A 24,040-nucleotide genomic window follows, 5' to 3' on the forward strand; every position below is an offset into this window, starting at 1 on the left:
AGGGTTAACACAACACAGAATTACGCGATTGCTTCAAGAACCTGGGCCGTAATCGACTCAACGGAACCGATACCGTTCACTTTAGCAAAACGACACTGACCTGCGTCAGCCTGCTTCTTATAGAATTCGATTAGTGGTTGAGTCTGATCATGGAATACATCAAGGCGATTGCGAACCGTCTCTTCTTTATCGTCGTCACGCTGAATAAGCGCTTCGCCGGTTTCATCATCAATCCCTTCCTGCTTTGGTGGATTGTAATGGATGTGATAGGTGCGACCTGATGCCGGATGCATACGACGACCACTCATGCGCTTGATGATTTCTTCATCCGCAACGTCAATCTCTAATACCAAATCAATTTCTACGTTGTTCTGAATTAATGCTTCTGCCTGCACGATAGTACGTGGGAAGCCATCGAACAGAAAACCGTTGGCACAATCCGGCTGAGCAATACGCTCTTTGACTAGACCAATGATTATTTCATCCGAAACTAAACCACCGGACGCCATGACAGCTTTAACTTGTAGTCCAAGTGGAGACTCTGCCTTTACTGCTGCACGAAGCATATCACCCGTTGAGATCTGCGGGATGTCTTTGCTCTCGGTAATGAATCGAGCTTGAGTGCCCTTTCCTGCGCCCGGCGCGCCTAACAGAATTACTCGCATTTAATTTTCCTCTAATCGCTAATTGCCGCGACATGAATAACAATTTGATTCACTTATAAACAAATAGCCTACGCGAAGTGAGTATTCACGACCATAGCTCTGTGAAATTTGCCGACATTTTAAAGTAATTATCGCAAACTTCCCAGTGGCAAATGACGGTCATTTCGCCGATGAATTCTAGACTTTGGCCTTAGCGGCTTGCCACAGTGATTCCATCTGATCGAGGCTAGCATCAGCCATGGAAATACCCTGTATTTTAAGATTTTCTTCGATATAACTAAAACGCTGGTAAAACTTCTCATTGCTTCTGCGCAATGCGGTATTCGGGTCCGTGCCCACCGATCTCGCTAAATTGATAACGCTAAATAAGACATCGCCAATTTCATCCTCGATGGCGCCCGGGTTCGCTAATGCGACAGCTTCTTCCACCTCCGCCAACTCCTCGTGAACCTTCGCCATCACCTCAATACTATTAGGCCAATCAAATCCGACCTTCGCCGCTTTCTTTTGTAGGGCATAGGCTCTATCTGTAGGAGGCTGAGAGCGACTCACTGAATCCAGATAGCGTACCGTTGCGCGAGGTTTCTCCGCGCGCTTAATTTTATTCCAGTTAGCACGGATTTCTTCGTCGCTGAGCACATGGCTAGGATCGCGCGAACTTTGAAGCGTTCCATCGGGAAAGACATGTGGATGACGACGAAGAAGCTTAGCCACAATCCCATCAACCACTTCTGCAAAACTAAAGCGCTGGTCCTCTTCCGCCAAGCGACTGTAAAAGATCACTTGAAAGAGAAGATCGCCAAGTTCCTCACGCAGGTTTTCCATATCACCACGATCAATGGCATCGACTACCTCAAAGGTTTCCTCAATGGTGTGGGGTACAACCGACGCATAATCCTGCTTAATATCCCAGGGACAGCCCGTTTTCGGTTCACGAAGGCGCGCCATTAAATAGATCAAATCGGACAGGCTATGCATTGGCTGACTTCTTCGAACCAATGCGCTGCGCGCTGATCACGTTGGGTAACTGATTTAACACGCTAATTAACTGCGCGAGCGAGTGGATACTATCAACTTCGCACTCAATGCTCATATCTACCGTACTGGTGTCACGATCAGATTTGGTGCTAATCGCGGTGACGTTCACGCTTTCTAGATCCAGAACCGTGGTGACATCCCGTAATAATCCCGTTCTATCCCACGCCTCAATCTTTAATTGGGCGGCGTAACGATCTTCATTTTGCTGGCCCCATGTGAGCTTAATAATTCGCTCTGGTTCGTCTTGCATTAACTGCAAAACATTAGGGCAGTCACTGCGATGAACAATTACCACGCGTCGATTGTCAACGAATCCGGTGATCTCAGATTCAGAACTCGGAGCACAACAACTTGCATATTCCATTGCGAGGTTACCCACCCCATTGATAACGGGGCCAGACTCGTGTTGTTGAATAGATTGGACAGGAAGCAGACCATGACTTCCTGGGCCATTTTCAAGTTCAAGCGCCGCGCTGATGACATCCATAACTCCGAGGTCACTGGCGCCAACCGAGGCATAGAGATCATCCAAACTAGCGAAGCCTAAGCGTTCGTAGAGCGCTTGGAAGTCAATGCTCATCAATCCTAGACGCTTGAACTCGCGATCTAATAGCATACCCCCGTCGGCAACATTCTGATCTCGCGCTTGTTGACGAAACCAATGGCTGATATTCGTTCTGGCTTTGGAGGTGACAATATAGCCTAAGGAGTCATCTAACCATGAGCGGCTTGGTGCTTCACGGCGGCTAGTAATAATTTCTACCTGATCGCCGTTGCGCAGATTTTGATTAAGGGGAACGACTCGCCCATTGACTTTGGCGCCTCTACAGCGATGCCCAACTTCGGTATGAACCTGATAGGCAAAGTCTAATGCAGTGCCCCCGAGCGGAAGATCCACCACATGGCCCTCTGGGGTAAACACATAGACTCTATCTTGAATAATACCCACGCGAATTTGCTCAGCAAAAGCCGCCCGACTTCCCTCTTCCTCATGCCAACTCAGGACATTACGTAACCAGTCCATCTTTTGCTCGTAGGCATCGGCTGACTTCTCCATGTCTGCACCCTTGTAGCGCCAGTGAGCACAGACGCCAAACTCCGCCTCCTCGTGCATTTCGTTGGTGCGAATTTGCACCTCAATGACTTTGCCTTCAGGCCCCACTACGGCGGTATGCAACGAGCGATAGCCGTTATCCTTTGGGGAGGCAATATAATCATCGAATTCATGGGGGATATTGCGCCAAAGCGCATGAACTAATCCGAGCACCGAATAACAGTCTCGGGTGGAATCCACTAAAATACGAACGGCACGAATGTCATACACTTGGGAAAATGCAATTTCTTTCTTTTGCATTTTTTTCCAGATAGAAAAAATATGCTTCGCCCGACCTTCAACAATACCGTGAATACCCGCTTCACCGATAACATTGTTCAATCGGCCAATCATCATGGCGATGTATTCCTGCCGAGCAACCCGCTTTTCATCCAGCTGCTTAGCAATTTCTTTGTAAGTAGAAGACTCAAGGTAACGGAAAGCGAGATCTTCCAACTCCCATTTCAAGTGACCAATACCTAATCGATGGGCTAAAGGCGCGTAAACATCGCGAACTTCTCTCGCAACACGAATTTGTTTTTCCGGATCATTGAATTTTACGGTTCGTATTGCGCAGGTTCGCTCTACGATTTTGATGAGCCCTACACGGACATCGTCGATCATCGCCACCAGCATTTTGCGTACCGATTCAATCTGATCGGCTTCGGCTTGACCAAACGCGCCTGATGAGTCATTTCGGAGAGCCCCAATCACGGCCATCCGCAACACTCCGTCTATTAAATCAGCGACAGCATCGCCAAATAATTTTCTCACCTCATTTAAATCAACTTTTTCTTCGCGAACGCAGCGATAAATCGCCGCAGCAATCAACGTGTCGACATCACAATGGAGTTCGGCCAATACCTCAACCATCTCCAAACCGAATTCAAGCGTGCTCACTTCGCCGCCGCCCCAAACGTTATTCTCGGCGATGGCTCGCTGCTCGATAACATCCGCAAACTCGATAGCCGTGGTGAGCTTATTCTGCTGCTCTGTCGTTAAGTCAAAGCGATGACGAAATTTTTGGGACCACGCAGTTATGTCAACCCGTCCTTCTGGGCACAGCGGATGGTCGTCGCGTACTTTTACCATATAACTAACTTATCCTTGTTCTAAACACGCGTTAACAGCACGATAGTTTCAGAATGGATCGTATTCGGAAACATATCTGCCAACGCCAAGCCTTCTATGTTGAAGCCACCCGCCACCAGTATCTTAAGATCTCGCGCCAATGAATTGGTATCACAGGATACATAGACAACACGTTCAACTTTTGCTGCCTTCGATAATTGCTCACATAAACTTTGAGCTCCGGCTCTAGGAGGGTCTAGCAATACTTTATTATAATTTTCTAGCACTAACTGGGTGCCAAATAGATCAACACTTCGATAGACAATACGACTCGCAGTCGAGCGCTCTGCGGCCTCAGAAGCCCGCTTCACCATTGCATCACTGCCCTCAAAGCCAACCACGGCGGCCCCTTTGACCGCCATTGGCACGCTGAAGTTCCCGAGGCCAGAAAAGAAATCTGCAACGGAGTCGCCCTCGTCCACCGCCATCCATTCAAGCACTCGTTCAACCATCAGCGCGTTGATCTTAGTATTCGCCTGAAGGAAGTCTCCCGGCTGATAGGCAACTGACGAGCCATTATTGGAGACTAACCACGGCGTATCAACCAACCAAGCCTCATCGCGGGAGACCTTTAAGGCAACCCCAGGTAGGGATTGAAACGCATCAAGCTGCTGTTCCTGCAATGGCTCGGTAAGCCTTAGGTGCAGACCAACCGCGTGATCCAATTGGAGAAGATCAATATGAGAGACGGCTCGTTGCTGAGCTAGCAGAGGCTTTAACGCCTTAATCACCTGATTGAGCGGATCCGTTAGATTATAACAGCTGTCGATATCGACGATTCGATTTGATTTAGCTTGTCGGAAGCCCATCCGCAGCTTGCCACCGCGATAGCTAACCGACAGTCGCGCGCGCCTTCGATAGCCTCTGTCCTCAGCGCTGAGTAGCTCAACCTCAGGCAAGTTATCTAAAGCCAAACCATGAAGAAAGCGCGTCAGCCTATCAGCCTTGAAGTTTAGCTGCCCACGGGGCGTCACATGCTGAAGTTGACACCCTCCGCATTCACTCGCGTAGCGACAGGGTGATTTGCGCCGGTCATCACTTGGTGTTAACACCTTTATTAATTTAGGCGGCTTAGAGGCTAGAACTGAAACTAACTCATCAGGAATCGCTCCGGCCACAAACAAACGCTTCGAGCCGACATGCAGTTCGCCGTCGCCATGATCACCCCAGGCTAACACTTCTGCCTCAATAGGCTTAGGTTCTCGATCACGACTGATAGACGAACGCCAGCGATTACTCACTAAAGACTCCAGAGGAGAGGTAGCGATCACCGCGATCGCAAATAATGGCGACAATCGTGGCATTTTCTAGGCTTTTCGCCAGTTCAAGGGCAGCGAAAACTGAGCCGCCAGACGAGACTCCGGCGAAAACCCCCTCTTCTCGAGCAAGTCGGCGCATGGTGACTTCGGCATCACTCTGACTAATATCCATCACTCTGTCTACGCGCTTACTATCGAAAATTGCCGGTAGGTAAGCTTTAGGCCATCGGCGGATACCCGGGATCTGATCCCCGTCTACCGGCTGTAAGCCTACAATTTCTATCTCTGAGTTCTTGCCTTTGAGGTATTCAGAAACGCCCATGATTGTACCGGTGGTTCCCATGGAAGACACAAAATGGGTTATTTTGCCGTTTGTCTGCTGCCAAATTTCTGGACCCGTTCCGTTAATGTGAGCACGAGGATTATAGAGATTGGCGAATTGATTGAGCACAATACCTTCACCACGCGCTGCCATGGAATCGGCTAAATCTCGTGCGCCCTCCATTCCCTCTTCAGCCGACACCAAAATAAGCTCAGCTCCATATGCTCTCATTGCATCTTTGCGCTCAGTCGTGGCGTTGTCAGGCATGATCAAACACATCTTGTAGCCCTTAATTGCAGCGGCCATCGCTAGCGCAATACCGGTATTGCCGCTCGTTGCTTCAATGAGTCGGTCGCCCGGGCGAATATGTCCATCTTGTTCAGCCCCTTGGATCATGTTGAGTGCAGGCCGGTCTTTCACCGAGCCAGCAGGATTGTTACCTTCAAGTTTAAGAAGAATCGTGTTCGTGGTGGTATTCATCCTCTGTAATCGGACCAATGGCGTATTGCCAACGCAGTCTTCGATGGTGGGGTAGGACATAAAAATTCCTTGAGCAAAGGCTATGCAAATGTGAATCTAGCTAGTTCCCTATTTTAGATGACTCTGCATCAAAGACCTAGCTGCAAGATTGCCACAGTTTATTCCTCCCTTGCGTCATTGCCAACTTTCGGAATATGCTAAACCAAAGAAAGAAGGAATAGATTATGGAAAGTGCTTTAGTCATAGACACCCCTCGCTTCAAAGACATTTGCTGCCAACAGGCTGATATTGCAACTAGCCTTCTCTCTCAGATACAAAACGACCTTCCTGAACTAGCCTCAGCACTGGATTCAAAGGATACCGATGAGATACTTTTCGCCGCTCACCGATTCTTAGGCATTGGACGGTACTGTGGAATCGATCAGCTTGTAGCGGTGAGTCAAGAAATTGAATCTGAAGGGCTACGAGGGATATTTTCAGTCCATAAAATTGAAGAGCTCAAAGAACTTAGTTGCCAACTCAGTCAATGGCTGGGGGAATCGAAGGAATGGGTAGCGCAGAATTTTTCCTAGGAAAGGGTAATCCAGTTGACCTCGTCTATGCCAACACTACCCTCCGATCGATATGACCACGTCAAGAAAGGCGTTACTGTCCCTGAGCCAACCACTCTTCAAGACTAATGTCGCTCGTCGCATCAACGCGAATTAATTCAGACTCCTGCCCGCGCAACCAACCGACTCCGTCATTAGCTCGGGGGGCATGAACAACTACTCCCCCACCTTGTAACTCTAAAAATCTGGTAGCACCATCCTGGCTTAACTGCATCTTGTAGGCGTAGCACAGTGAGTCACCACTCCATGAGTGATTAACGATCGTTTGCTCTTCTACTACTTCCATACTCAGGCGCTGGGTAACACCTGTTGATTGCTGGCGCGCCGATAGCTCAAGCTCTCCTTCAATTGGCTCAGAACTAATATAATAAAGTCTTACTTCTTCGGGTTTGGCGGCAATTGTCTCGGTATCACTCCAAATTGCTAAGGGGCTCCAATCAAATGAACTCACCGAAGAACAGGCGCTAAGTACTATAACGCTGGCTAGAAAAGATATTCTTATTGTGAAACTCATGTGTGCCTCGGATTTGTGGCAAAACTGCGTATCGTTACGCACTATTAATATGTAATTATGAATAGTATTCTGTAATGCTTTTCGCAAAAGCACAAGGTCGAACTGACCTCAACGAGACGATCGAAACTATGCAAGAAATAATTGATGAACTTCTAAGCGTTGCCGACGAGATCGCTTACCCCCTAGACGAACCTGATTTCGATGATATCGTCCGAGTTGAGGAGGCCATTCTACTCCCTCTCTCTCGGAGCATGAAAACCTTCTTACAGGAATGCTCTCACATCACCCACGGCCGTTACGAACCTGTAACCGTGGCTGATGAACACTCGCATACGTATTTAGCGGATCTCACCGCACGAGTTTGGTCGGAGGGCATCCCGCGAGATTGTGTTCCACTGTGTCAATATGGCCGCGACTTATTTGTTGTCACACTTGATGATGAGGTCGCGCTCTATGAAGATGGCGAACTTTCGGATAAGACCTGGCCCAGCATTTGGCACTGGGTAGAAGAAGTATGGATTCGCGATTCGGATTATTGAGATGAATAGCTTAAAATTATTAACACTCCCCTGGCAGCTCTCGCGATTTGAGACACCCACCATCCTAGTCGACGGAGGTCTAGCCATCGAACTCCAGAATGCTGGAGCACGAGTAGATTCATCACTCTGGACGGCGAAGGCAATTATCAATCGCCCTGAGTATGTCATTGCGGCCCATCAGGCCTATTTGAACGCTGGCGCCAAGATTATCAGCACCGCATCCTACCAAGCTTCGCTACAGGGACTCGTTGCATCCGACTTAACTGAGGAAGAAGCTAAGGACGTCATACGCCAAAGCGTTGAACTTGCCGAAGAGGCTCGTATGCGCAGCAAATCTGAAGCGCTTATTGCAGCAAGTATTGGACCTTATGGCGCGTATCTAGCGGGAGGCGAAGAATATACCGGTGCCTACCATATCGAGCGTGAAGCGCTACTCACATTTCACCTAGATCGCCTTAATGTCATTTTTGAAACCAACGCTGATCTACTTGCTATTGAGACCATTCCGAGTTGTCTAGAGATTGATGTGCTCGTAGATATTTTACGAGCAAAGCCAGACGTAGCAGCTTGGATTAGTTTGAGCTGCAAGAATGATCATCAGCTTGCCGATGGATCGGAGCTACAACCTATCATCGAAAAGCTCAACACGCTCGGTAATCTTGTTGCCGTGGGTGTCAATTGCTGTGCCCCAGACCTCGCGGGAAAGCTGGCCGTATGGTTACGGACAGCAACTGAAAAACCACTCATCATCTATCCCAACCTAGGACAAATTTACGACGCTACCACCAAGAAGTGGTCGGGTGAAGGTGGTTCTTTAACTGACACGATTAATCTTGTTGCGGCATCCGGAACCAGCTTAGTAGGCGGCTGCTGTGAAGTTGACGCAAAAGCGATTGCCGAGCTAAATGAACATCTCTGGAGAACAACTGACTAGGTAACTTTTCAGTGTCAATACAACACTAACGTTAGATCTGGGGCTAGTATCGGGTTGAGGGTAAAGTCGATCTGACGTTAATTCTACGCCTGAGGTTAATCTGGATTTGAGTTTAATTCTACGTTTGAGGTGAATCTAGATTTGAGTTTAATTGTGCCTCTGAGACTAGCGTGGGGTTCTTCTCAGGGGCTCTACGAGGTGCTTCAGATTTTCGGTGTTCACTAACAGCGATAGCGCCAATAACTCCCCGAGCTCACCATTCGGAAAGCCTTCGCGCGAAAACCACTGTAGGTAAGCTTCGGGCAAGTCAATTAGGACGCGCCCCTGATACTTCCCGAAGGGCATTCGGGTGTTAGCAATCTTAATCAAACCACTGGTATCAAACATTTCTTACTCGCAAAAAAAACGCCGCTGAATGCGGCGTTCCATCCTATCGAAAACTTAACCAGAAATCTCAATCCAAGTTGTCTTCAATTCGGTGTAATCATCAAACGCGTGAATTGACTTATCACGACCGTTGCCCGATAGCTTAAAGCCACCAAATGGTACCGTCATATCGCCACCAAAGTAGTTATTCACACCCATGGTCCCAACACGAACTTTACGCGCTACACGCAGCGCCGTATTGATATTCAAGCTCCAGACTGCACCGGCTAGACCGAAGTCAGAGTCGTTGGCAATGCGAACCGCATCGTCTTCGTCTTTAAAGCGAATGATGCTGAGTACCGGCCCGAAAATTTCTTCCTGCGCAATACGCATGTCATTCGTCACGCCATCAAAAATCGTTGCCGGCATGAACCAACCGCCCGTCTCTTCCAACACGCGCTCGCCACCAATTAGACGCTTACAACCTTCTGAATCACCAATGTCTACGTAGGACTTAACCGTATCGTACTGACCTTTATCAACCATGGGCCCCATAGTCGTAGCAGGATCAAGGGTATCGCCACACTTCCAGCCTTCGGTTGCGGCTAAAAGCTTCTCAATAAACTCATCAGCAATTGATTCCTGAACAATCAAACGAGTTCCTGCGGTACAGGTTTGACCACTGTTGTACAAAAAGGCGGTTGCCGCGTTCGACGCTGCTGCATCAAGATCTGCATCAGCAAAAACAATATTCGGTGACTTGCCACCGAGTTCAAGGAAGGTACGTTTAAGGTTCGACTGACCCGAGTATTCCATGAGCGTTTGACCAACCGGGGTGGATCCCGTAAAAGTCAAACCATCAATATCCATGTGCATACCTAGGTGCTTGCCCAAGCTTGCGCCCGAACCAGGTAGCACCTGAAGCACACCACTTGGCAAACCCGCTTCAGTAGCTAGGCCCGCTATATAAAGCGCCGTAAGCGGCGTATTCGATGCAGGCTTAAGGATCACTGAGTTACCCGTGGCCAGTGCCGGTGCCAACTTCCAAGCGGTAGTAGAAAGCGGGAAGTTCCAAGGAACAATCGCTGCCACCACGCCTAGCGGTAAACGTTCAACTAAAGCCAATTCATTGTGTGCGGTAGGCGCTACTTCGTCATAGACCTTATCAATGGCTTCGCCTGACCAGCGGATGCAGCGAACGGCTGCTGGGACATCCACTTCGTAGGTGTTAGAAATTGGCTTACCCACATCCAAACATTCAAGTAGGGCAATAGTGTCGCGATGCGCGTCAATCAATGCCGCCCACTTCACCATTACTTCTTTACGCGCTGCAGGAGCCAAGTCTGCCCAGATACCCGTCGCAAACGCTTCGCGAGCCGAGGCTATGGCGAAATCCGCATCATCGAGTCCACAGCTAGCTACGTCCGTCAGCTTCTCACCGGTTGCGGGATTAAAAGTTGGTCGCGTAGCACCGGATTTTGCATCAACATACTGACCGTTGATAAATGCACGGCCTTCAAATTTGATTGCAGCAGCGCGTTGCTGCCACTCTTGATATGAATACATAGGAACCTCAAAAATATCGGTGCATTTATGTTGTTATATATGCACGGCTGCTAAAAGTTGATTCGAGTGTACCAGAGCCATTTTGGCTCTTAAAGTAAATGTTAAAAATATTTTACACCCGTTGAGTAATTAACAATTTATCAGTCACTGAAACTTAGAAAAACGTCTTCCATTTCGTACGGGCTCGACTCGACAAAGCGACCAATTTCGACACCTTCAGCATCTAGGACTACGAACGTAGGGGTGGATTTAAGTTCATAGAATGTGGCTAAACCCTTATCATCTTGCTTACTATAATCAACACCTACTAACTGATAATCAGTTATGTCAGCCGCTTCCATCAAGCGGATAAAGTAAGGCACTTCTCGCACCGAATCATGGCACCAACTGCCAAACAAGACGATGAACTTCATGTTTCGCAGGGTCTCTACCTCTGTCGAGCTCAGATCAATCTGCCCAAGTTCCCTGTATTGATGCGAAAAGTGGTCGTATTCAGCCAATAATTGCTCGGCTGTAATAGCGCCAATAACCATAGACTTCGATGACGAAGCCTGCATTGAGTCAACACACCCCGATATCGCACCCATAAATATCAGTAAAACAAGTAATTTGATTCGCATTTTATTCCTTTCACTTTTTAGCTTTTCGTCGAACTGTGAATATTAACCCAACTAGCTATTGAACCTATTCCATCTAGTAATCACAATCATATTACGGCGTGTATAAACACATATAAAAGCCACTAGAGCTTAACACTAGCCGAAGGTTCTCGTTCTACTTCATTGTCATTTATCATTAGGAGATTACTATGTCGGGTCAGTCAGCTCGCACAATTCTAAGTCTTGCAGTCAGTGTGGCGTTGAGCTCAACAGCATACGCTCAAGGTTTGGAAGAAATCGTTGTTACCGCTCAAAAGCGTGAGCAGAGTGCTATGGAAGTTCCGTTATCTGTTACTAGTGTCGATACCGAACTCATGCAATCAATTTTTGATGGCGGTAGCGATGTCCGCGCCCTATCAGCTCGGGTACCAGGTTTATACATTGAGTCATCGAATGGCCGTGTCGCACCGCGCTTTTATATTCGAGGTTTAGGTAATACGGATTTTGACCTTGCTGCGTCTCAGCCGGTATCAGTCATCATGGATGACGTGGTCATGGAAAACGTCATCCTCAAGAGTTTCCCAATCTTCGACGTGGAAAACGTTGAAGTGCTTCGTGGCCCACAGGGTACTTTATTCGGTCGCAACACGACGGCGGGTATCGTTAAATTCCAGTCTGCCAAGCCAACTCAAGAGCTTGATGGCTACGCGACGGTCTCTGCTGCTCAGTTGGGTTCATATAACTTTGAAGGTGCGGTTGGTGCAGGTATTACTGACAACCTAGCGTTCCGTGTATCGGTACTCAATCAGCATCGTGATGATTGGATTTCGAACGGCTACACGGGCGACGATGATGTCATGGGCGGCTTCGACGAGCTTGCTGTTCGTGGTCAGCTGTTATGGACTCCAAGTGACCGCTTAGAAGTACTCGCTAACGTTCACTCGCGAGATCTAGACGGCACCGCGGCCATGTTCCGCGCGAATATTTTCGACAAGGGCAGCAACGAGCTAAACGATAGCTTTGATCGTGAAACAGTTTACTACGATAGCCCGTACAACAACCCACAGTCCTATAAATCAAACGGCGCTAGTCTGAATGTTAGCTATGCTCTTGATTCAATCGAATTCACATCGATTACCGCAATTGAAAATGCGGAAGGCTCCAGCTTAGGTGATATCGATGGCGGTTACGGCTGTGCATTCTGCGGCACGCCAACTGGCCCAGGCTTCATTCCTTTTGATTCAACTACTTCGGATGAACTAGACGACTTGAGTCAGTTTACTCAAGAGTTCCGAGTAGCGGGTGATGCCTCCGACACGATTCGCTGGCAGGCCGGTGTTTACTACTTTGATTCAGGCTTTGACGTTACGACTAACCCATTCTTCGTCCCACCCACTGAAGTACGCCACGAAAACACGCTAAGCGCGGTATTCGGTCACGTTGAAATTGATCTAAGCGACGTGCTTCGCCTAACCGTTGGTGGCCGTTATACTAGTGACGAGAAACGCTTCTTCGGCCCAGGCATTGAAGATGAGGCTAGCGACAAGAAATTCTCAGGTGATGTGGCTGTAAATTATGACTTGAATGATGACATGGTGATCTACGGACGTATTGCCAACGGTTTCCGCGGACCATCAATTCAGGGTCGTGATATGGCATTCTCAGGAACCTACTCGATCGCAGATTCCGAGACGGTGACTTCTTACGAAATTGGTTACAAAGCTGAACTTGCAGATCGGATTCGTTTGAACGCCGCTATCTTCACTTATACGGTTGAAGATATGCAGTTCACAGCAGTAGGTGGCGACGGAAACAGTATTCGCCTGCTCAATGCTGACGAAGGTAATGTGGTCGGTGCTGAAATTGACACCACTATTCTTATCACTGATAACCTCGTTGCGACAGCTGGCTTTGCCTACAATGACACTGAAATCAACGACAAGGACTTACTCGTAAGTGCCTGTGGTAACTTCGGTTCATTCCTATGTACGGTTACAGATCCGATCGTTAATGGCTTTGCAGCAATTGATGGTAACCCGTTCCCGAACGCGCCGGAAACAACCTTTAACTTCACTCTAAGCTACACCCTGCCACTTGCTAGCGGGAATGAGCTTTTTGCGTTCACTGACTGGGCATATCAGGGAGCGACTAACATGTTCCTGTATGAGTCAAAGGAATTCCAGACCGACGGCCAATTTGAAGGCGGTCTTCGCGCGGGATACCGTGCGGGTGACACCTGGGAAGTGGCGCTATTTGGACGTAACATCACCGATGAAACGAACGTTCAAGGTGCTATTGACTTCAACAACCTAACTGGCTTCGTCAATGAGCCACGTATCTTTGGGGTTGAGGCGTCTTACAACCTATAAACTTGGTTGAACGATAAAAAAAGCCCGCGCTATTTCATAGTGCGGGCTTTTTTGTAGCTACCAAAAAGGCATTCAATGTCAGCTGCTTACTTACCTTTCACTTCATCATTCCACTGTATGCCCTTCAACTTAGCTCGCTTTTTCCAAAGCTCGTGAGCAGCCTGCTGCATATCTTCGGTTCGATCTAGTTCGTCAACAATCTCCAAACCAATCAAGGTCTCCAGCACGTCTTCCATCGTCGCCAAACCACGCACACTTCCGTATTCATCCACCGCCAACATAATATGGACATTTAAATCCACCATGGTCTGGAGTGTTTGGTAAACGCTTTGGCTGTGCACAACGGCAGCTACATCACGGATAAAGCGGCCTATACGCTTGCCCTCTCTTCCCGCTGCAAAGGCAGTCAAAATATCAGCTCGAAGGACAAAACCGATAATGTTATCGGGCTCGTTTTTGTAGATCGGGATACGGCTATAACTTTCGTAGTCCCCACTGGCCATGAACTCGGCAACCGTCATTTTTTCATCGGCAATCACCATGACGGGACGAGGAGTCATAATATCCTTAACTTGGGTATCTCGCAGTGCCATCAAGTTCTTAAAGATCTTCATCTCCGTTTCATCTAAGTGCCCTTCGACCTGCCCTACTGAGGCGAGCGCCGTGAATTCATCTCGATCGAAATTCTCGCCTTTCTTAGATGGAGAAATGAGCTGGGTAATTTTAGCCGTTAACCAAATAATACCCGTGTACTGACAGACTAATACTAAACCCACTAGAAACGTTCCGGTTATCGGAGCAAGCTGTCGCCAATAATACGAACCAATAGTCTTTGGAATAATCTCCGAGAACACCAAAATGAGAAACGTCAGTACAGCAGAGACCCACACCAGTGCGCTGCTGCCAAATACGATTCCAGCCTGAGCACCAACACCCGCCGCGCCAATGGTATGGGCGATGGTATTCAATGAAAGAATTGCCGAAAGCGGTGACTCAACATCTTCCTTCAACTGCGCCCACCGTTTCGCCCAGGGCTGACCAGCTTCTTTGCCCGCGCGAATATAGCCGGTAGATACACTCAACAGAACCGCCTCAGCGATTGAGCAGAGAAAAGACACCACAAGGGCGAGCATTAAAAATAACAAAAGCAGTAGCATACAATTTTCCAAACAATATCAATGCCAATATTAGCGCTATTTGGCGTCAAAGACGAAGCGAAATTCCCCTAGTGACACTTGTAACCTCTTACACTTTGAGTTACGTTTACGTTAACGTAAAGTAAATATCAGGAAACAGGGCGCTAACATGAACGGTTTTTACACCATCTCAGAGCTGGCTCAGGAATTTGACATCACCACGCGAAGTATCCGTTTCTATGAGGAAAAAGGGCTCATCACCCCTCAAAGAGAAGGTACCAAACGCCTCTTTAGTAGTGCAGATCGGGTTCGCCTTAAGCTCATTCTCCGTGGCAAACGCCTGGGTATGACACTTGAACAGAGCGCCGAGATCATCAATTTGTATAATCCCGAGGATGGCAACCGCCGTCAGCGAGCTCAACTCATCCAACAACTTGAAAACCGACGTCAACAACTGCTCAGTCAGCGCGAAGATATCGATCTTTCGCTGCGTGAACTCGATCAGCTCCAACAGCACGTTGAGCAACAACAGGAAGAAAAATAATGACAATTGCCCAATACCCTAGTTTAAATTTTGACCTTGGCGAAGATATCAATGCTCTGCGCGAGATGGTCCAACAGTTCGCCCAGAAGGAGATCGCTCCTATTGCCCAGCAGATTGATCGAGACAATGACCATCCAAAGCAACTTTGGCGTCAAATGGGTGATCTCGGCCTCCTAGGGATGACCGTAGACCCAGAATATGGCGGTAGCGGTATGGGCTATCTGGCGCACTGTGTAGCAATCGAAGAAATTTCTCGCGCCAGCGCCTCGATCGGTTTGAGCTATGGCGCACACTCCAACCTCTGTGTGAACCAAATTCACAGCAACGGCACCCCAGAACAGAAGACTAAATACCTTCCAAAGCTATGTACCGGTGAACACATTGGCGCCTTAGCGATGTCCGAAACGAGTGCTGGCTCAGATGTCGTGGCGATGAAGCTACGCGCCGAGAAAGTAGCGGGAGGCTTCAAGTTAAATGGTTCCAAGATGTGGATCACCAACGGCCCAGATGCTGAGATCTTCGTGGTCTACGCTAAGACCGATCCCAATGGCGGTAGCAAGGGCATTACTGCATTTATTATCGAGCGCGATACGGCGGGGTTTAGTCGTTCCCCTAAACTCGACAAGCTTGGTATGCGCGGCTCGAACACCTGTGAATTAATTTTCGAAGACGCGTTCGTTCCCGCAGAAAATATTCTGGGTGGCGAAGGTAGCGGCGCCGCGGTATTAATGAGTGGTTTAGATTATGAACGCACTACACTCGCTGCAGGCCCCGTAGGCATAATGCTTGCGTGCTTAGACATTGCGATCCCCTATTTGCATGAACGCAAGCAATTCGGCAAGGCGATTGGAGAGTTCCAATTAATGCAGGGCAAACTGGCCGATATGTATGTTGATCTCAATTCGACGCGCGCCTACCTCTATGCCGTGGCTCGGTCCTGTGACCGGGGCGAGACTACCCGCGCCGATTCTGCCGCTATCATTCTCTACGCCGCCGAGCGGGCCACACAGGTTGCATTACAGACTATCCAAACCCTTGGTGGTAACGGCTATATGAACGACTACGACACCGGCAGGTTACTCCGCGATGCAAAGCTCTATGAAATTGGTGCCGGCACGTCAGAAATCCGTCGAATGCTAATTGGCCGAGAACTATTCGCACAAAGCGAGGCTTAACTGATGTTCAAATCAACTTATGATCCCTTATCCGTCGTATCGCTTAACAATCGAGAAGCACTACTAGCGGCCATCGACGAGATTGAATCGGTTCGCCAACGTATTATTCTGGGTGGCGAAAAGAGCCGAGCTCGCCATGAGGCGCGCGGTAAACTGTTCGTTCGCGATCGAATCGATACGCTATTAGATCCCGGCAGCCCATTTCTTGAGTTAGGCACGTTCGCTGCCCATGACATGTACGGAGGCGATATCCACAGCGCCGGTATCGTAACGGGTATTGGCCTGGTTAAGGGCATTGCCTGTATGGTGATTGCCAACGACGCCACTATCAAGGGCGGCACCTACTTCCCTATGACCTGTAAGAAGCAGCTTCGTGCTCAGCAAGTAGCCATGGAGAATCATCTCCCCTGCGTTTATTTAGTGGACTCGGGCGGTGCAAACCTACCGCATCAGGCGGAGGTTTTTCCTGATCGAGACCATTTTGGTCGAGCTTTTTACATGCAAGCGAAGATGAGTGCCGCGGGTATTCCTCAATTAGCTGTCGTGATGGGGAGCTGTACCGCGGGTGGTGCCTACGTCCCGGCCATGGCGGACGAAGCGATCATCGTTCGTGAGCAGGGCACCATTTTTCTCGCGGGTCCGCCACTGGTAAAGGCTGCAACCGGTGAAGATGTGAGTGCCGAAGAACTTGGCGGCGGAGCCATGCACACTTCAATCTCGGGCACTGCCGATCAGTTGGCTGATTCCGATCAACATGCGCTCTCTCTGGCACGCCAATCTATCAATCGCTTCAACGTGCCTAAGCTTGAAACCGTTGCGGAGTTTGAGGAGCCACGCTATGACTCAGAGGAAATTCTTGGACTAATCCCTGCGGATAAACGTCAGTCCTTTGACATCAGAGAGTTGATCATCCGAATTAGCGATGGTTCGGTATTCGATGAGTTCAAGCCCAACTACGGCCCCACTCTCTGCTGCGGATTTGCCACCGTCGAAGGTCGCACTGTAGGGGTGGTCGCCAATAACGGCATTCTCTTCTCCGAATCCGCCGAGAAAGGCGCTCACTTTGTGCAGCTCTGCGCCCAACGCAAAATCCCACTCCTATTTTTGCAGAACATTACCGGCTTTATGGTTGGCAAGAAGCATGAACAGCAAGGTATCGCCAAGCATGGTGCGAAATTAGTTCGCGCAGTGGCCTGTGCCGAAGTTCCGAAGATCACCATCATTGTGGGCGGTTCCTATGGGGCCGGTAACTATGGTATGTGCGGCCGAGCCTATGATCCACGCTTCCTATTCATGTGGCCTAACGCGCGCATATCGGTGATGGGCGGCGATCAAGCCGCAGGCGTCATGGCGCAAATTCAAGAGGAACAATTGGCCAGTAAGGGCGAATCTTGGACGGCGGAACAACGCGCTAAGTTCACTCAGCCTATTCGCGATGAATACGAGCGACAGGGTCACCCACTATTCGCCTCAGCACGAGGCTGGGACGACGGCATTATTGATCCTAGAGACACCCGTAGAGTTATTGCCGCAACGCTAGCACTAAGTTGCCAGCAACCCATCTCCGACAGCCAATTCGGCGTATTTAGGATGTAATGATGAAGTCACTCATAAAGGTAAATTCCAACGGGGTTGTTGCCCGAATTACGCTAGACAATCCAGAGCGCCACAATGCGTTCAATGCCGGCGTGATTGCCGATCTTAAAGGGGCCATTACGCAACTCGCGGCCGAACCGTCGATAAGACTGCTGGTGCTAGACGCCACGGGCACCAGCTTCTGCGCGGGCGCCGACTTGGCTTGGATGAAGGAAATGGCGCAGTACAGCGAAGCTGAAAATCTGGAGGATGCCCGCCAGCTTGCCGCCCTCTTTCAACAATTAGCTGAATTTCCATCGCCAACGCTCTGTGTCGTTCAAGGTGCGGCATTTGGCGGGGCTATTGGCCTGATTGCCTGCTGTGATCTGGTCCTCGCCTCTAATCGTGCTGAGTTCTGCCTAAGCGAAGTGAAGCTTGGTTTAAGCCCCGCAACCATTTCGCCCTATGTCATGCGCGCTATGGGCTATCGCAATACCATGCGCTTCGCCTTAACTGCCGAGCGTTTTAGCGCCGACGATGCACTCGCTGCTGGGCTCATCCACTGGGTTGCCAAGTTGGATGACCTCGGTGAGAAGCAACTACAGCTGGAAAAGATGTTGCTTGATAACGGTCCTGAAGCCATGCGTGCCACGAAAGCACTACTTCATCGGGTAAACGAAACGCCCATTAAGGAAGTCATTGAACCAAGCTGCGAAGTCATCGCAGCATTACGCGTATCAACGGAAGGACAAGAGGGGCTCAAGGCATTCTTTGAACGCCGAGCACCATCCTGGAGAAACCAATGATTAAGAAATTACTCATCGCAAACCGCGGCGAAATCGCGGTGCGTATTATGAAAACCGCCCAAGCACAGGGAATTGAGTGCTTTGCCATCTATAGCTTTGCCGATAGAAACGCCCAGCACGTCATTCAAGCGGACCAAGCACTTGCACTCAACGGTGCTTCGTTAGGCGAAAGTTATCTGAACATCGAGCAAATCCTTACACTGGCCACGGCTTACAACATTGATGCCATCCACCCCGGTTATGGCTTTCTATCAGAGAACGATGTCTTTGCGGAACGTTGTGCTCAGGCCAATATCCGCTTCGTGGGTCCACCGCCAAGTGCTATTCAAGCCATGGGTAGTAAGTCTAAGGCGAAGCAGATCATGGAGGCGGCTAACGTCCCGCTGCTGCCGGGCTATCATGGTGATAAGGATGATGCTGAACTGCTGAAAGCGGCTGCCAAGCAAATGGGCTTTCCAGTGTTGCTCAAGGCTTCTGCCGGCGGCGGTGGCAAGGGTATGCGAGTAGTAGACTCCGAGGCAAACTTCGCCGATGGTTTAGCTGCTGCCAAACGTGAGGCCGAACATGCTTTTGGCTCTAGCCACATGATTATTGAAAAGTTCCTGGCTCATGCGCGACATATCGAAGTACAGGTATTCTGTGATAGCCACAACAACGGCGTGTACCTCTTTGAACGGGACTGCTCCATTCAGCGGCGCCATCAGAAGGTCGTAGAGGAAGCCCCCGCTCTAGGTGTGGATGAAACGCTTCGCATGGCCATGGGGCAAGCCGCGGTTCGAGCTGCTCAAGCTATAGGTTACGTGGGCGCGGGTACGGTGGAATTCCTTCTGGGCGAAGACGGCGGTTTTTATTTCATGGAAATGAATACCCGTCTTCAGGTGGAACACCCCGTCACCGAGGCGATTACGGGTGAAGATTTGGTGTCTTGGCAGTTGCATGTTGCCGAAGGAAAGCCGCTACCCAAGCTACAAAATGAACTCGCCATTAATGGACATGCTATTGAAGTCAGGCTCTACGCAGAGAACCCTCAACGAGGCTTCCTTCCCAGTACGGGACGAATTAGTCACCTTGAGTGGCCAAATAACGCACGTATCGATGCGGGCATAGTGAGCGGTGACACCATCACTCCGCTTTACGACCCAATGATTGCCAAACTCATTGTTCACGGTTCAACTCGCCAGGACGCCATCGGGCTAATCCAGTCGGCGCTCGCAGATACCCACATATTGGGAATCCATTCCAACACCCAATTACTTCGGCAGATTTGTGCGCACGCAGAATTCGTGCGTGGCGGAGTCTCAACGACTTGGTTGGACGAGCAACTCGCCACGCTACTTGAGAGCTCAGAGTTAGCGAACGAGATTAAAGAGCTCGCGGTGGCGAGCATCCTTCTCAGCCCAACCGAAGCCGCTAACAAACACGGTGCTTGGCATCAGTGCGATGACTTCCGCCTTGGTGAAGACACCCGCGTTTACCATTTTGACGTTGCTGGCGAGTGTATCTCACTCAGCTTAACTGCGGCTAAAAACCTTTTGGCTTCTACATCGGCTCTCGAAGTGATGAGCAAAGATAATGGCTACTGGGTGCAGGGAGCTGGCATTGAATTATGGGTTAAGCCGTTCCACCCCGTTCGCGCGCAGACAGCACGGAGCTCTGGGGCCATCTCGGCGCCCATGAGCGGCTCAGTAATTGAAATCTGCTGTAAAGATGGTGACCAAGTTAAAGCAGGTGACAAGCTCATTAGTATTGAAGCCATGAAGATGGAGCATGCCCTGTATGCACCGGTAGATGGTGTTGTGGTGACCACCGGCTTAGCGGTGGGTGACTCGGTAAATGATGACCAGCTATTGCTGAGCGTTGAGGAGATCAGCCATGCCTGAAGTACGACTTATTGAAGTAGGCCCACGTGATGGCCTCCAGAATCAGCCCGTCGTATTAAGCGTGGCACAACGGATAGAATTTATTAATCAACTCTATCTTGCAGGTTTTCAAAGCGTTGAAGTGGGCAGCATGGTTCGAGCTGATCGCATTCCACAGATGGCAAACTCTGAAGAAGTTATCGCAGGAATTCTCCCGACGAAGAATTCTGACGTGAGTGTTCTCGTGCCGAATCTGCGCGGATTCGAGCGAATAGACCCGAGCATTGTGACAGAGATCGGCGTCTTCACCGCGGCATCGGACACCTTTAATCAGCACAACATCAACTGCACTATCGATGAATCATTGCAGCGAATCAAGCCTTTGGTCGAGGTTGCACTCGATCAGAATATCAAGGTTCGCGGGACCGTGAGCTGTGTGGCCAAGTGTCCCTATGAGGGCACCACATCGGTGGCCAAGGTTGTTGAGACCTGCGAAAAACTCTTTGCGCTAGGCTGCTACGAAATTGTTCTCGGCGATACTATCGGCGCAGCGACGCCGCAGCGAACTCAAGCGTTAATAGGCGCACTTGCCCCGTCAATCGGCGCAGACAGAATTGCCCTCCATGCTCACGACACCTATGACACAGCTATCCATAATGTCGCCGCCGCGCTCGAATTAGACGTGCGCGTATTCGACTCGGCGGCGTCAGGCTTGGGCGGATGCCCCTATGCGCCAGGAGCCAAGGGGAACGTAAATAGTCGAACGGTGATCGAGTTCTGTGAATCTCAGGGGGTGTCAACAGGAATTGATTTGGAGCAGCTCGCTAGAGCAGAGGCCTATATTGCGGAGTGTTTGCGCTAGCTTAACGCGCTTCGCACGTATTAGGGCGAAGCGCGATTCATGCTGCCTAAGCCAACACCACCCCTTTATCCCGCTCTCGTTCGCGCTGCTCTAACAGCACAGCAATTTCCGGAGGGAGTGTGTGCAGGCAGATCAAACTCCGATACACACCCACCTCACAGGCATCAAGAAATTTATAGCGACACCACTTTACTGCCAAGTGCTTGTTTACGAGGAGGTGTTCGGAGAACGGATGTAACCCACCGGGGCGTCCGCGAGAGCATGGGATGAGGTTGTAGTCGTCACGACCGTTTTGGATGCTAGTTCGAAGGAAAGACTGTGAACGAATGTAGCGAAGATAGGCATCGCTCAGCCCCTCAAGATGATCACCTTGCAGTAACCATTCCGACAGGCTCCCCTTCGTGCATTGATACTCCAGTGAAGTAAGATCCAGGTCTGTTTCCACACTACTCACTGCCAGCACTACGGGGCCGCTTAACTGCTCAAGTGCCGCCAAATTAAGATCATCGACTTCATCTAAGCATAAGCTTCCCACGGCGACCATCCCCGTTGGCAGTGCGACATAGCGAATTAATGGATGCCGCTTAAGCGTTGGTGGACATAGATAGTATTCGCCAAGCAAATAGTGGCTAAAAATTGCCGTGCCGCCCTGATTACCACCTTCTTGGTAGCAGCTGTGCGCGAAATGACCACTGGCCTTCAAGGCGCTATAGAATCGCCTCGAAGCACCTTGGAGCGTGAGTACATCAATTTTCTGAATAGCGATTAGTGCCAGTTGTCGAGGACAAAAATCTGCCCCATCAACTTTCCAACTGCCGATAACACCCATACAGCCCTCCATCCTTTGGATTGTTTGATGGGTACTATTGATCACTACTTATAGGGTGGGAACAACTCTGCAAAAGTGCAGTTTTACTGGAGGGCGACCGGTTGATTAAGATCAGCATTAATTAACTCTCTATCGGGGAGTAACCCTGCCAACATATTAAGAACCACTGAATTCATCTCTAGCGAATCTGCATCACCAAGTAGTGACTCGGCGATGTCATGGTCAAAGCTAATATCCATAGAAAAGCCGCGTTGATTATCACTACACAGAGCACTAACGAGAACACCAGGCCCTAAATCGACCTCAAGTTTCCACCAGTAACCGCCATGGTTATCGTAGGTTAACTCCGATGATTTCACGGTAACTTCTATTGATTCTAGGTTTATATCCACGGGGCCGTCTCTAATTCAGCAAATTCGCGCCATTTTACGCGCTTTTGGTCGTATTCATAGTCGTTATTCCACTCACCTTGATCGTAGCCTCGCAAATTATCTTGGTTCAGGGACACCCAGCCCAGTGCGCTTTCTCGTAAGTCTCAGCGGATACATCGCGTTAACTGCAATTATAAATTACAATGGGAGAACTATTACTAAAGAGAGCATCACTATGTCAGCCGAGGAACAAACCCTTTTCAAGGTTATCGAGCAACTACTCGATCTCGCGAATGAAGCGGCAGAGGAAGCTGGCCCAGATTTAGTCAACTCAGCGCTATTGCAGGCCGCTGCGCGCTACAATGCATTTATCGTTGCAGCGAATAGCGATGATCTTCGCGACGAAAAACCGAGCGCCGTCAGCTACCTGGTAACACGTTATAAGGAGATGCTGGCTGACAATATTGATGACTTTATTGAAAACCCATTGCCAAAGGTAGAACTGGATGACTAAACCTTATCTCAACACCGGTCGTTACCGCCACTACAAAGGTGGCGAATATGAAGTGATAGACGTAGTAAGGCATTCTGAAACTGAAGCATGGCTGGTACTTTACAAACCACTTTACGGTGACGAATGTTTATGGGTAAGACCTTACGAGATGTTCTTAGAGTCAGTGGAGATAGCCGGGGAGAGGGTTCCTCGATTCAGTGAGATTCTGTCTGTTTAGTGAAGAGTGATTCATAGAGGCGGCGGCTTTCAAGTGGTCGTCCACCTAATGCCAAATCCACTAAGTAACGAAACAAGGGATTAAGACTCCCGTCATATCGATGCGCTTCCAGTCCTAGCAATACACTGCCTAAAAATGTATTTTTTTGTTCAGCCCCAACGAGTTCGAATTGACTATTCTGGTTGAAGCGATACCAGCTACTGGGGTCAACGGGATTCGCTAGGGTATCTACCGAGGCTTCTGGAAAAACACCTAACTCCTGCAACAGCGCATGCTCAAACGCGCGCAGAGCTTCAGCGCCATCCTGCTCCCTACTCAGGCTGATAAGACACTCTTGGTAGGCGCTAAATAACGCCTGGCTTGATGAAGGCCCTAATAGGCGATAGCAGAGTTCATTGATATACAGCCCCATATACAGAAAGCGCCCTTCCAGTCGAATCGGCGCACTAACCGGTTCAACTTTGGACAGTGTCAGCACGCTGCCCTTGCCACTCCAGCGGGCAAGCAAGGGCACGTAGGGTTCGCCCTGAAAGCCGCGCTTAGGCTTGCGCCAAACCGCCGTTACCTTGCCTTCATCGCGGGTAAGAAGCTCCACCAATAAACGCCCCTCTTGGTAGGGGCGCCGATGTAATATCCAGGCAGGTTTTAGAGGCGCTTCAGCCATGA

At 49.6% G+C, this 24,040-nt stretch carries 25 protein-coding genes; 12 read left to right on the forward strand and 13 right to left on the reverse strand.

Annotated elements, in window-relative coordinates; all coding sequences use genetic code 11:
* Window positions 1-20 precede the first annotated feature (20 nt).
* The 5 genes from adk to cysM form a co-directional block, all read right to left on the reverse strand.
* On the reverse strand, window positions 21-665 hold the full coding sequence (gene adk / locus Q0698_RS05075) for an adenylate kinase (protein ID WP_298634368.1): 645 nt from the start codon (window positions 663-665) through the stop codon (window positions 21-23).
* A 177-nt stretch (window positions 666-842) separates the two neighbouring features.
* Entirely contained in the window at window positions 843-1,643 is an 801-nt protein-coding gene (gene mazG, locus Q0698_RS05080; RefSeq protein ID WP_298634370.1) for a nucleoside triphosphate pyrophosphohydrolase, read from the reverse strand.
* The gene (locus tag Q0698_RS05085) at window positions 1,636-3,888 is read right to left on the reverse strand and encodes a bifunctional (p)ppGpp synthetase/guanosine-3',5'-bis(diphosphate) 3'-pyrophosphohydrolase (RefSeq protein WP_298634372.1); all 2,253 of its coding nucleotides are present in this window, start codon (window positions 3,886-3,888) and stop codon (window positions 1,636-1,638) included. The genes mazG and Q0698_RS05085 overlap by 8 nt, the downstream gene beginning before the upstream one ends.
* 20 nt (window positions 3,889-3,908) lie before the next feature.
* On the reverse strand, window positions 3,909-5,168 hold the full coding sequence (locus Q0698_RS05090) for a hypothetical protein (protein ID WP_298634373.1): 1,260 nt from the start codon (window positions 5,166-5,168) through the stop codon (window positions 3,909-3,911).
* Window positions 5,161-6,054: a cysteine synthase CysM gene (cysM, locus tag Q0698_RS05095; RefSeq protein ID WP_298634784.1), complete on the reverse strand. Its 894-nt coding sequence runs from the start codon at window positions 6,052-6,054 to the stop codon at window positions 5,161-5,163. The genes Q0698_RS05090 and cysM overlap by 8 nt, the downstream gene beginning before the upstream one ends.
* 158 nt (window positions 6,055-6,212) lie before the next feature.
* Between cysM and Q0698_RS05100 the strand changes: the two genes are divergently transcribed.
* A complete protein-coding gene (locus tag Q0698_RS05100; RefSeq protein ID WP_298634375.1) occupies window positions 6,213-6,560 on the forward strand; it encodes an Hpt domain-containing protein in 348 nt (115 codons plus the stop codon).
* 73 nt (window positions 6,561-6,633) lie between these two features.
* Here the strand turns inward: Q0698_RS05100 and Q0698_RS05105 are convergent, their stop codons facing one another.
* The gene (locus Q0698_RS05105; protein ID WP_298634376.1) at window positions 6,634-7,113 is read right to left on the reverse strand and encodes a hypothetical protein; all 480 of its coding nucleotides are present in this window, start codon (window positions 7,111-7,113) and stop codon (window positions 6,634-6,636) included.
* Window positions 7,114-7,241: 128 nt separating this feature from the next.
* On the opposite strand from Q0698_RS05105, the gene Q0698_RS05110 reads away from it, so the two are divergent.
* Entirely contained in the window at window positions 7,242-7,652 is a 411-nt protein-coding gene (locus Q0698_RS05110; RefSeq protein ID WP_298634378.1) for an SMI1/KNR4 family protein, read from the forward strand.
* 1 nt (window position 7,653) lies between these two features.
* On the forward strand, window positions 7,654-8,586 hold the full coding sequence (gene mmuM / locus Q0698_RS05115; protein WP_298634380.1) for a homocysteine S-methyltransferase: 933 nt from the start codon (window positions 7,654-7,656) through the stop codon (window positions 8,584-8,586).
* Window positions 8,587-8,751: 165 nt separating this feature from the next.
* Here the strand turns inward: mmuM and Q0698_RS05120 are convergent, their stop codons facing one another.
* From Q0698_RS05120 to Q0698_RS05130, 3 genes are all read right to left on the reverse strand, one after another.
* Window positions 8,752-8,973, reverse strand: coding sequence for a DUF3820 family protein (locus Q0698_RS05120; RefSeq protein WP_298634382.1), 222 nt, complete (start codon window positions 8,971-8,973; stop codon window positions 8,752-8,754).
* Window positions 8,974-9,027: 54 nt separating this feature from the next.
* Entirely contained in the window at window positions 9,028-10,518 is a 1,491-nt protein-coding gene (locus tag Q0698_RS05125) for an aldehyde dehydrogenase (protein WP_298634384.1), read from the reverse strand.
* Window positions 10,519-10,658: 140 nt separating this feature from the next.
* The gene (locus Q0698_RS05130) at window positions 10,659-11,138 is read right to left on the reverse strand and encodes a thioredoxin family protein (RefSeq protein ID WP_298634386.1); all 480 of its coding nucleotides are present in this window, start codon (window positions 11,136-11,138) and stop codon (window positions 10,659-10,661) included.
* A 188-nt stretch (window positions 11,139-11,326) separates the two neighbouring features.
* Between Q0698_RS05130 and Q0698_RS05135 the strand changes: the two genes are divergently transcribed.
* Complete coding sequence (locus Q0698_RS05135; RefSeq protein ID WP_298634388.1) at window positions 11,327-13,486, forward strand: TonB-dependent receptor; 2,160 nt, start codon at window positions 11,327-11,329, stop codon at window positions 13,484-13,486.
* Window positions 13,487-13,572: 86 nt separating this feature from the next.
* Here the strand turns inward: Q0698_RS05135 and Q0698_RS05140 are convergent, their stop codons facing one another.
* Entirely contained in the window at window positions 13,573-14,643 is a 1,071-nt protein-coding gene (locus Q0698_RS05140; protein WP_298634390.1) for a CNNM domain-containing protein, read from the reverse strand.
* A 148-nt stretch (window positions 14,644-14,791) separates the two neighbouring features.
* Here Q0698_RS05140 and Q0698_RS05145 point away from each other — a divergent pair, with 148 nt between their 5' ends.
* Genes Q0698_RS05145 through Q0698_RS05170 form a run of 6 tightly spaced genes read left to right on the forward strand, consistent with a single transcriptional unit; the run spans window position 14,792 to window position 21,443 of the window.
* Window positions 14,792-15,166 carry a MerR family DNA-binding transcriptional regulator gene (locus Q0698_RS05145; RefSeq protein ID WP_298634393.1) on the forward strand — a complete coding sequence of 125 codons (375 nt, stop codon included), beginning with the start codon at window positions 14,792-14,794 and terminating at the stop codon, window positions 15,164-15,166.
* Window positions 15,166-16,341, forward strand: a complete 1,176-nt coding sequence (locus tag Q0698_RS05150; protein WP_298634395.1) for an isovaleryl-CoA dehydrogenase — start codon at window positions 15,166-15,168, stop codon at window positions 16,339-16,341. The genes Q0698_RS05145 and Q0698_RS05150 overlap by 1 nt, the downstream gene beginning before the upstream one ends.
* A 3-nt stretch (window positions 16,342-16,344) precedes the next feature.
* Complete coding sequence (locus Q0698_RS05155) at window positions 16,345-17,937, forward strand: carboxyl transferase domain-containing protein (RefSeq protein ID WP_298634397.1); 1,593 nt, start codon at window positions 16,345-16,347, stop codon at window positions 17,935-17,937.
* 2 nt (window positions 17,938-17,939) lie between these two features.
* Entirely contained in the window at window positions 17,940-18,722 is a 783-nt protein-coding gene (locus tag Q0698_RS05160; protein WP_298634399.1) for an enoyl-CoA hydratase-related protein, read from the forward strand.
* A complete protein-coding gene (locus Q0698_RS05165; RefSeq protein ID WP_298634401.1) occupies window positions 18,719-20,602 on the forward strand; it encodes a biotin carboxylase N-terminal domain-containing protein in 1,884 nt (627 codons plus the stop codon). Before Q0698_RS05160 ends, Q0698_RS05165 begins: the two co-directional genes overlap by 4 nt.
* Window positions 20,595-21,443, forward strand: a complete 849-nt coding sequence (locus Q0698_RS05170) for a hydroxymethylglutaryl-CoA lyase (protein WP_298634403.1) — start codon at window positions 20,595-20,597, stop codon at window positions 21,441-21,443. Before Q0698_RS05165 ends, Q0698_RS05170 begins: the two co-directional genes overlap by 8 nt.
* Before the next feature lie 46 nt (window positions 21,444-21,489).
* Here Q0698_RS05170 and Q0698_RS05175 read toward each other — a convergent pair whose 3' ends face one another.
* Both Q0698_RS05175 and Q0698_RS05180 read right to left on the reverse strand, forming a co-directional pair.
* Complete coding sequence (locus Q0698_RS05175; protein WP_298634405.1) at window positions 21,490-22,272, reverse strand: hypothetical protein; 783 nt, start codon at window positions 22,270-22,272, stop codon at window positions 21,490-21,492.
* Between the two features lie 83 nt (window positions 22,273-22,355).
* Window positions 22,356-22,664: a hypothetical protein gene (locus tag Q0698_RS05180; RefSeq protein ID WP_298634407.1), complete on the reverse strand. Its 309-nt coding sequence runs from the start codon at window positions 22,662-22,664 to the stop codon at window positions 22,356-22,358.
* 214 nt (window positions 22,665-22,878) lie between these two features.
* Between Q0698_RS05180 and Q0698_RS05185 the strand changes: the two genes are divergently transcribed.
* The gene (locus tag Q0698_RS05185; protein WP_298634409.1) at window positions 22,879-23,157 is read left to right on the forward strand and encodes a DUF3144 domain-containing protein; all 279 of its coding nucleotides are present in this window, start codon (window positions 22,879-22,881) and stop codon (window positions 23,155-23,157) included.
* Complete coding sequence (locus Q0698_RS05190) at window positions 23,150-23,374, forward strand: DUF1653 domain-containing protein (RefSeq protein ID WP_298634411.1); 225 nt, start codon at window positions 23,150-23,152, stop codon at window positions 23,372-23,374. The genes Q0698_RS05185 and Q0698_RS05190 overlap by 8 nt, the downstream gene beginning before the upstream one ends.
* On the opposite strand, the gene recO is transcribed toward Q0698_RS05190, so the two are convergent.
* Window positions 23,352-24,038, reverse strand: coding sequence for a DNA repair protein RecO (recO, locus tag Q0698_RS05195; RefSeq protein WP_298634413.1), 687 nt, complete (start codon window positions 24,036-24,038; stop codon window positions 23,352-23,354). The two genes, Q0698_RS05190 and recO, sit on opposite strands and share 23 nt — an antisense overlap.
* Window positions 24,039-24,040 lie beyond the last annotated feature (2 nt).

Origin of the sequence: uncultured Umboniibacter sp. (genome assembly GCF_947497555.1) — a bacterium.
Lineage (GTDB): Bacteria > Pseudomonadota > Gammaproteobacteria > Pseudomonadales > DSM-25080 > Umboniibacter.

Coding starts and splice junctions, on each gene's coding strand:
- adk (WP_298634368.1), bottom strand. CDS start 665: ATGCGAGTAATTCTGTTAGGCGCGCCGGGCGCAGGAAAGGGCACTCAA.
- mazG (WP_298634370.1), bottom strand. CDS start 1,643: ATGCATAGCCTGTCCGATTTGATCTATTTAATGGCGCGCCTTCGTGAA.
- Q0698_RS05085 (WP_298634372.1), bottom strand. CDS start 3,888: ATGGTAAAAGTACGCGACGACCATCCGCTGTGCCCAGAAGGACGGGTT.
- Q0698_RS05100 (WP_298634375.1), top strand. CDS start 6,213: ATGGAAAGTGCTTTAGTCATAGACACCCCTCGCTTCAAAGACATTTGC.
- Q0698_RS05105 (WP_298634376.1), bottom strand. CDS start 7,113: ATGAGTTTCACAATAAGAATATCTTTTCTAGCCAGCGTTATAGTACTT.
- Q0698_RS05110 (WP_298634378.1), top strand. CDS start 7,242: ATGCAAGAAATAATTGATGAACTTCTAAGCGTTGCCGACGAGATCGCT.
- mmuM (WP_298634380.1), top strand. CDS start 7,654: ATGAATAGCTTAAAATTATTAACACTCCCCTGGCAGCTCTCGCGATTT.
- Q0698_RS05120 (WP_298634382.1), bottom strand. CDS start 8,973: ATGTTTGATACCAGTGGTTTGATTAAGATTGCTAACACCCGAATGCCC.
- Q0698_RS05125 (WP_298634384.1), bottom strand. CDS start 10,518: ATGTATTCATATCAAGAGTGGCAGCAACGCGCTGCTGCAATCAAATTT.
- Q0698_RS05130 (WP_298634386.1), bottom strand. CDS start 11,138: ATGCGAATCAAATTACTTGTTTTACTGATATTTATGGGTGCGATATCG.
- Q0698_RS05135 (WP_298634388.1), top strand. CDS start 11,327: ATGTCGGGTCAGTCAGCTCGCACAATTCTAAGTCTTGCAGTCAGTGTG.
- Q0698_RS05140 (WP_298634390.1), bottom strand. CDS start 14,643: ATGCTACTGCTTTTGTTATTTTTAATGCTCGCCCTTGTGGTGTCTTTT.
- Q0698_RS05145 (WP_298634393.1), top strand. CDS start 14,792: ATGAACGGTTTTTACACCATCTCAGAGCTGGCTCAGGAATTTGACATC.
- Q0698_RS05150 (WP_298634395.1), top strand. CDS start 15,166: ATGACAATTGCCCAATACCCTAGTTTAAATTTTGACCTTGGCGAAGAT.
- Q0698_RS05155 (WP_298634397.1), top strand. CDS start 16,345: ATGTTCAAATCAACTTATGATCCCTTATCCGTCGTATCGCTTAACAAT.
- Q0698_RS05160 (WP_298634399.1), top strand. CDS start 17,940: ATGAAGTCACTCATAAAGGTAAATTCCAACGGGGTTGTTGCCCGAATT.
- Q0698_RS05165 (WP_298634401.1), top strand. CDS start 18,719: ATGATTAAGAAATTACTCATCGCAAACCGCGGCGAAATCGCGGTGCGT.
- Q0698_RS05170 (WP_298634403.1), top strand. CDS start 20,595: ATGCCTGAAGTACGACTTATTGAAGTAGGCCCACGTGATGGCCTCCAG.
- Q0698_RS05175 (WP_298634405.1), bottom strand. CDS start 22,272: ATGGGTGTTATCGGCAGTTGGAAAGTTGATGGGGCAGATTTTTGTCCT.
- Q0698_RS05185 (WP_298634409.1), top strand. CDS start 22,879: ATGTCAGCCGAGGAACAAACCCTTTTCAAGGTTATCGAGCAACTACTC.
- Q0698_RS05190 (WP_298634411.1), top strand. CDS start 23,150: ATGACTAAACCTTATCTCAACACCGGTCGTTACCGCCACTACAAAGGT.
- recO (WP_298634413.1), bottom strand. CDS start 24,038: ATGGCTGAAGCGCCTCTAAAACCTGCCTGGATATTACATCGGCGCCCC.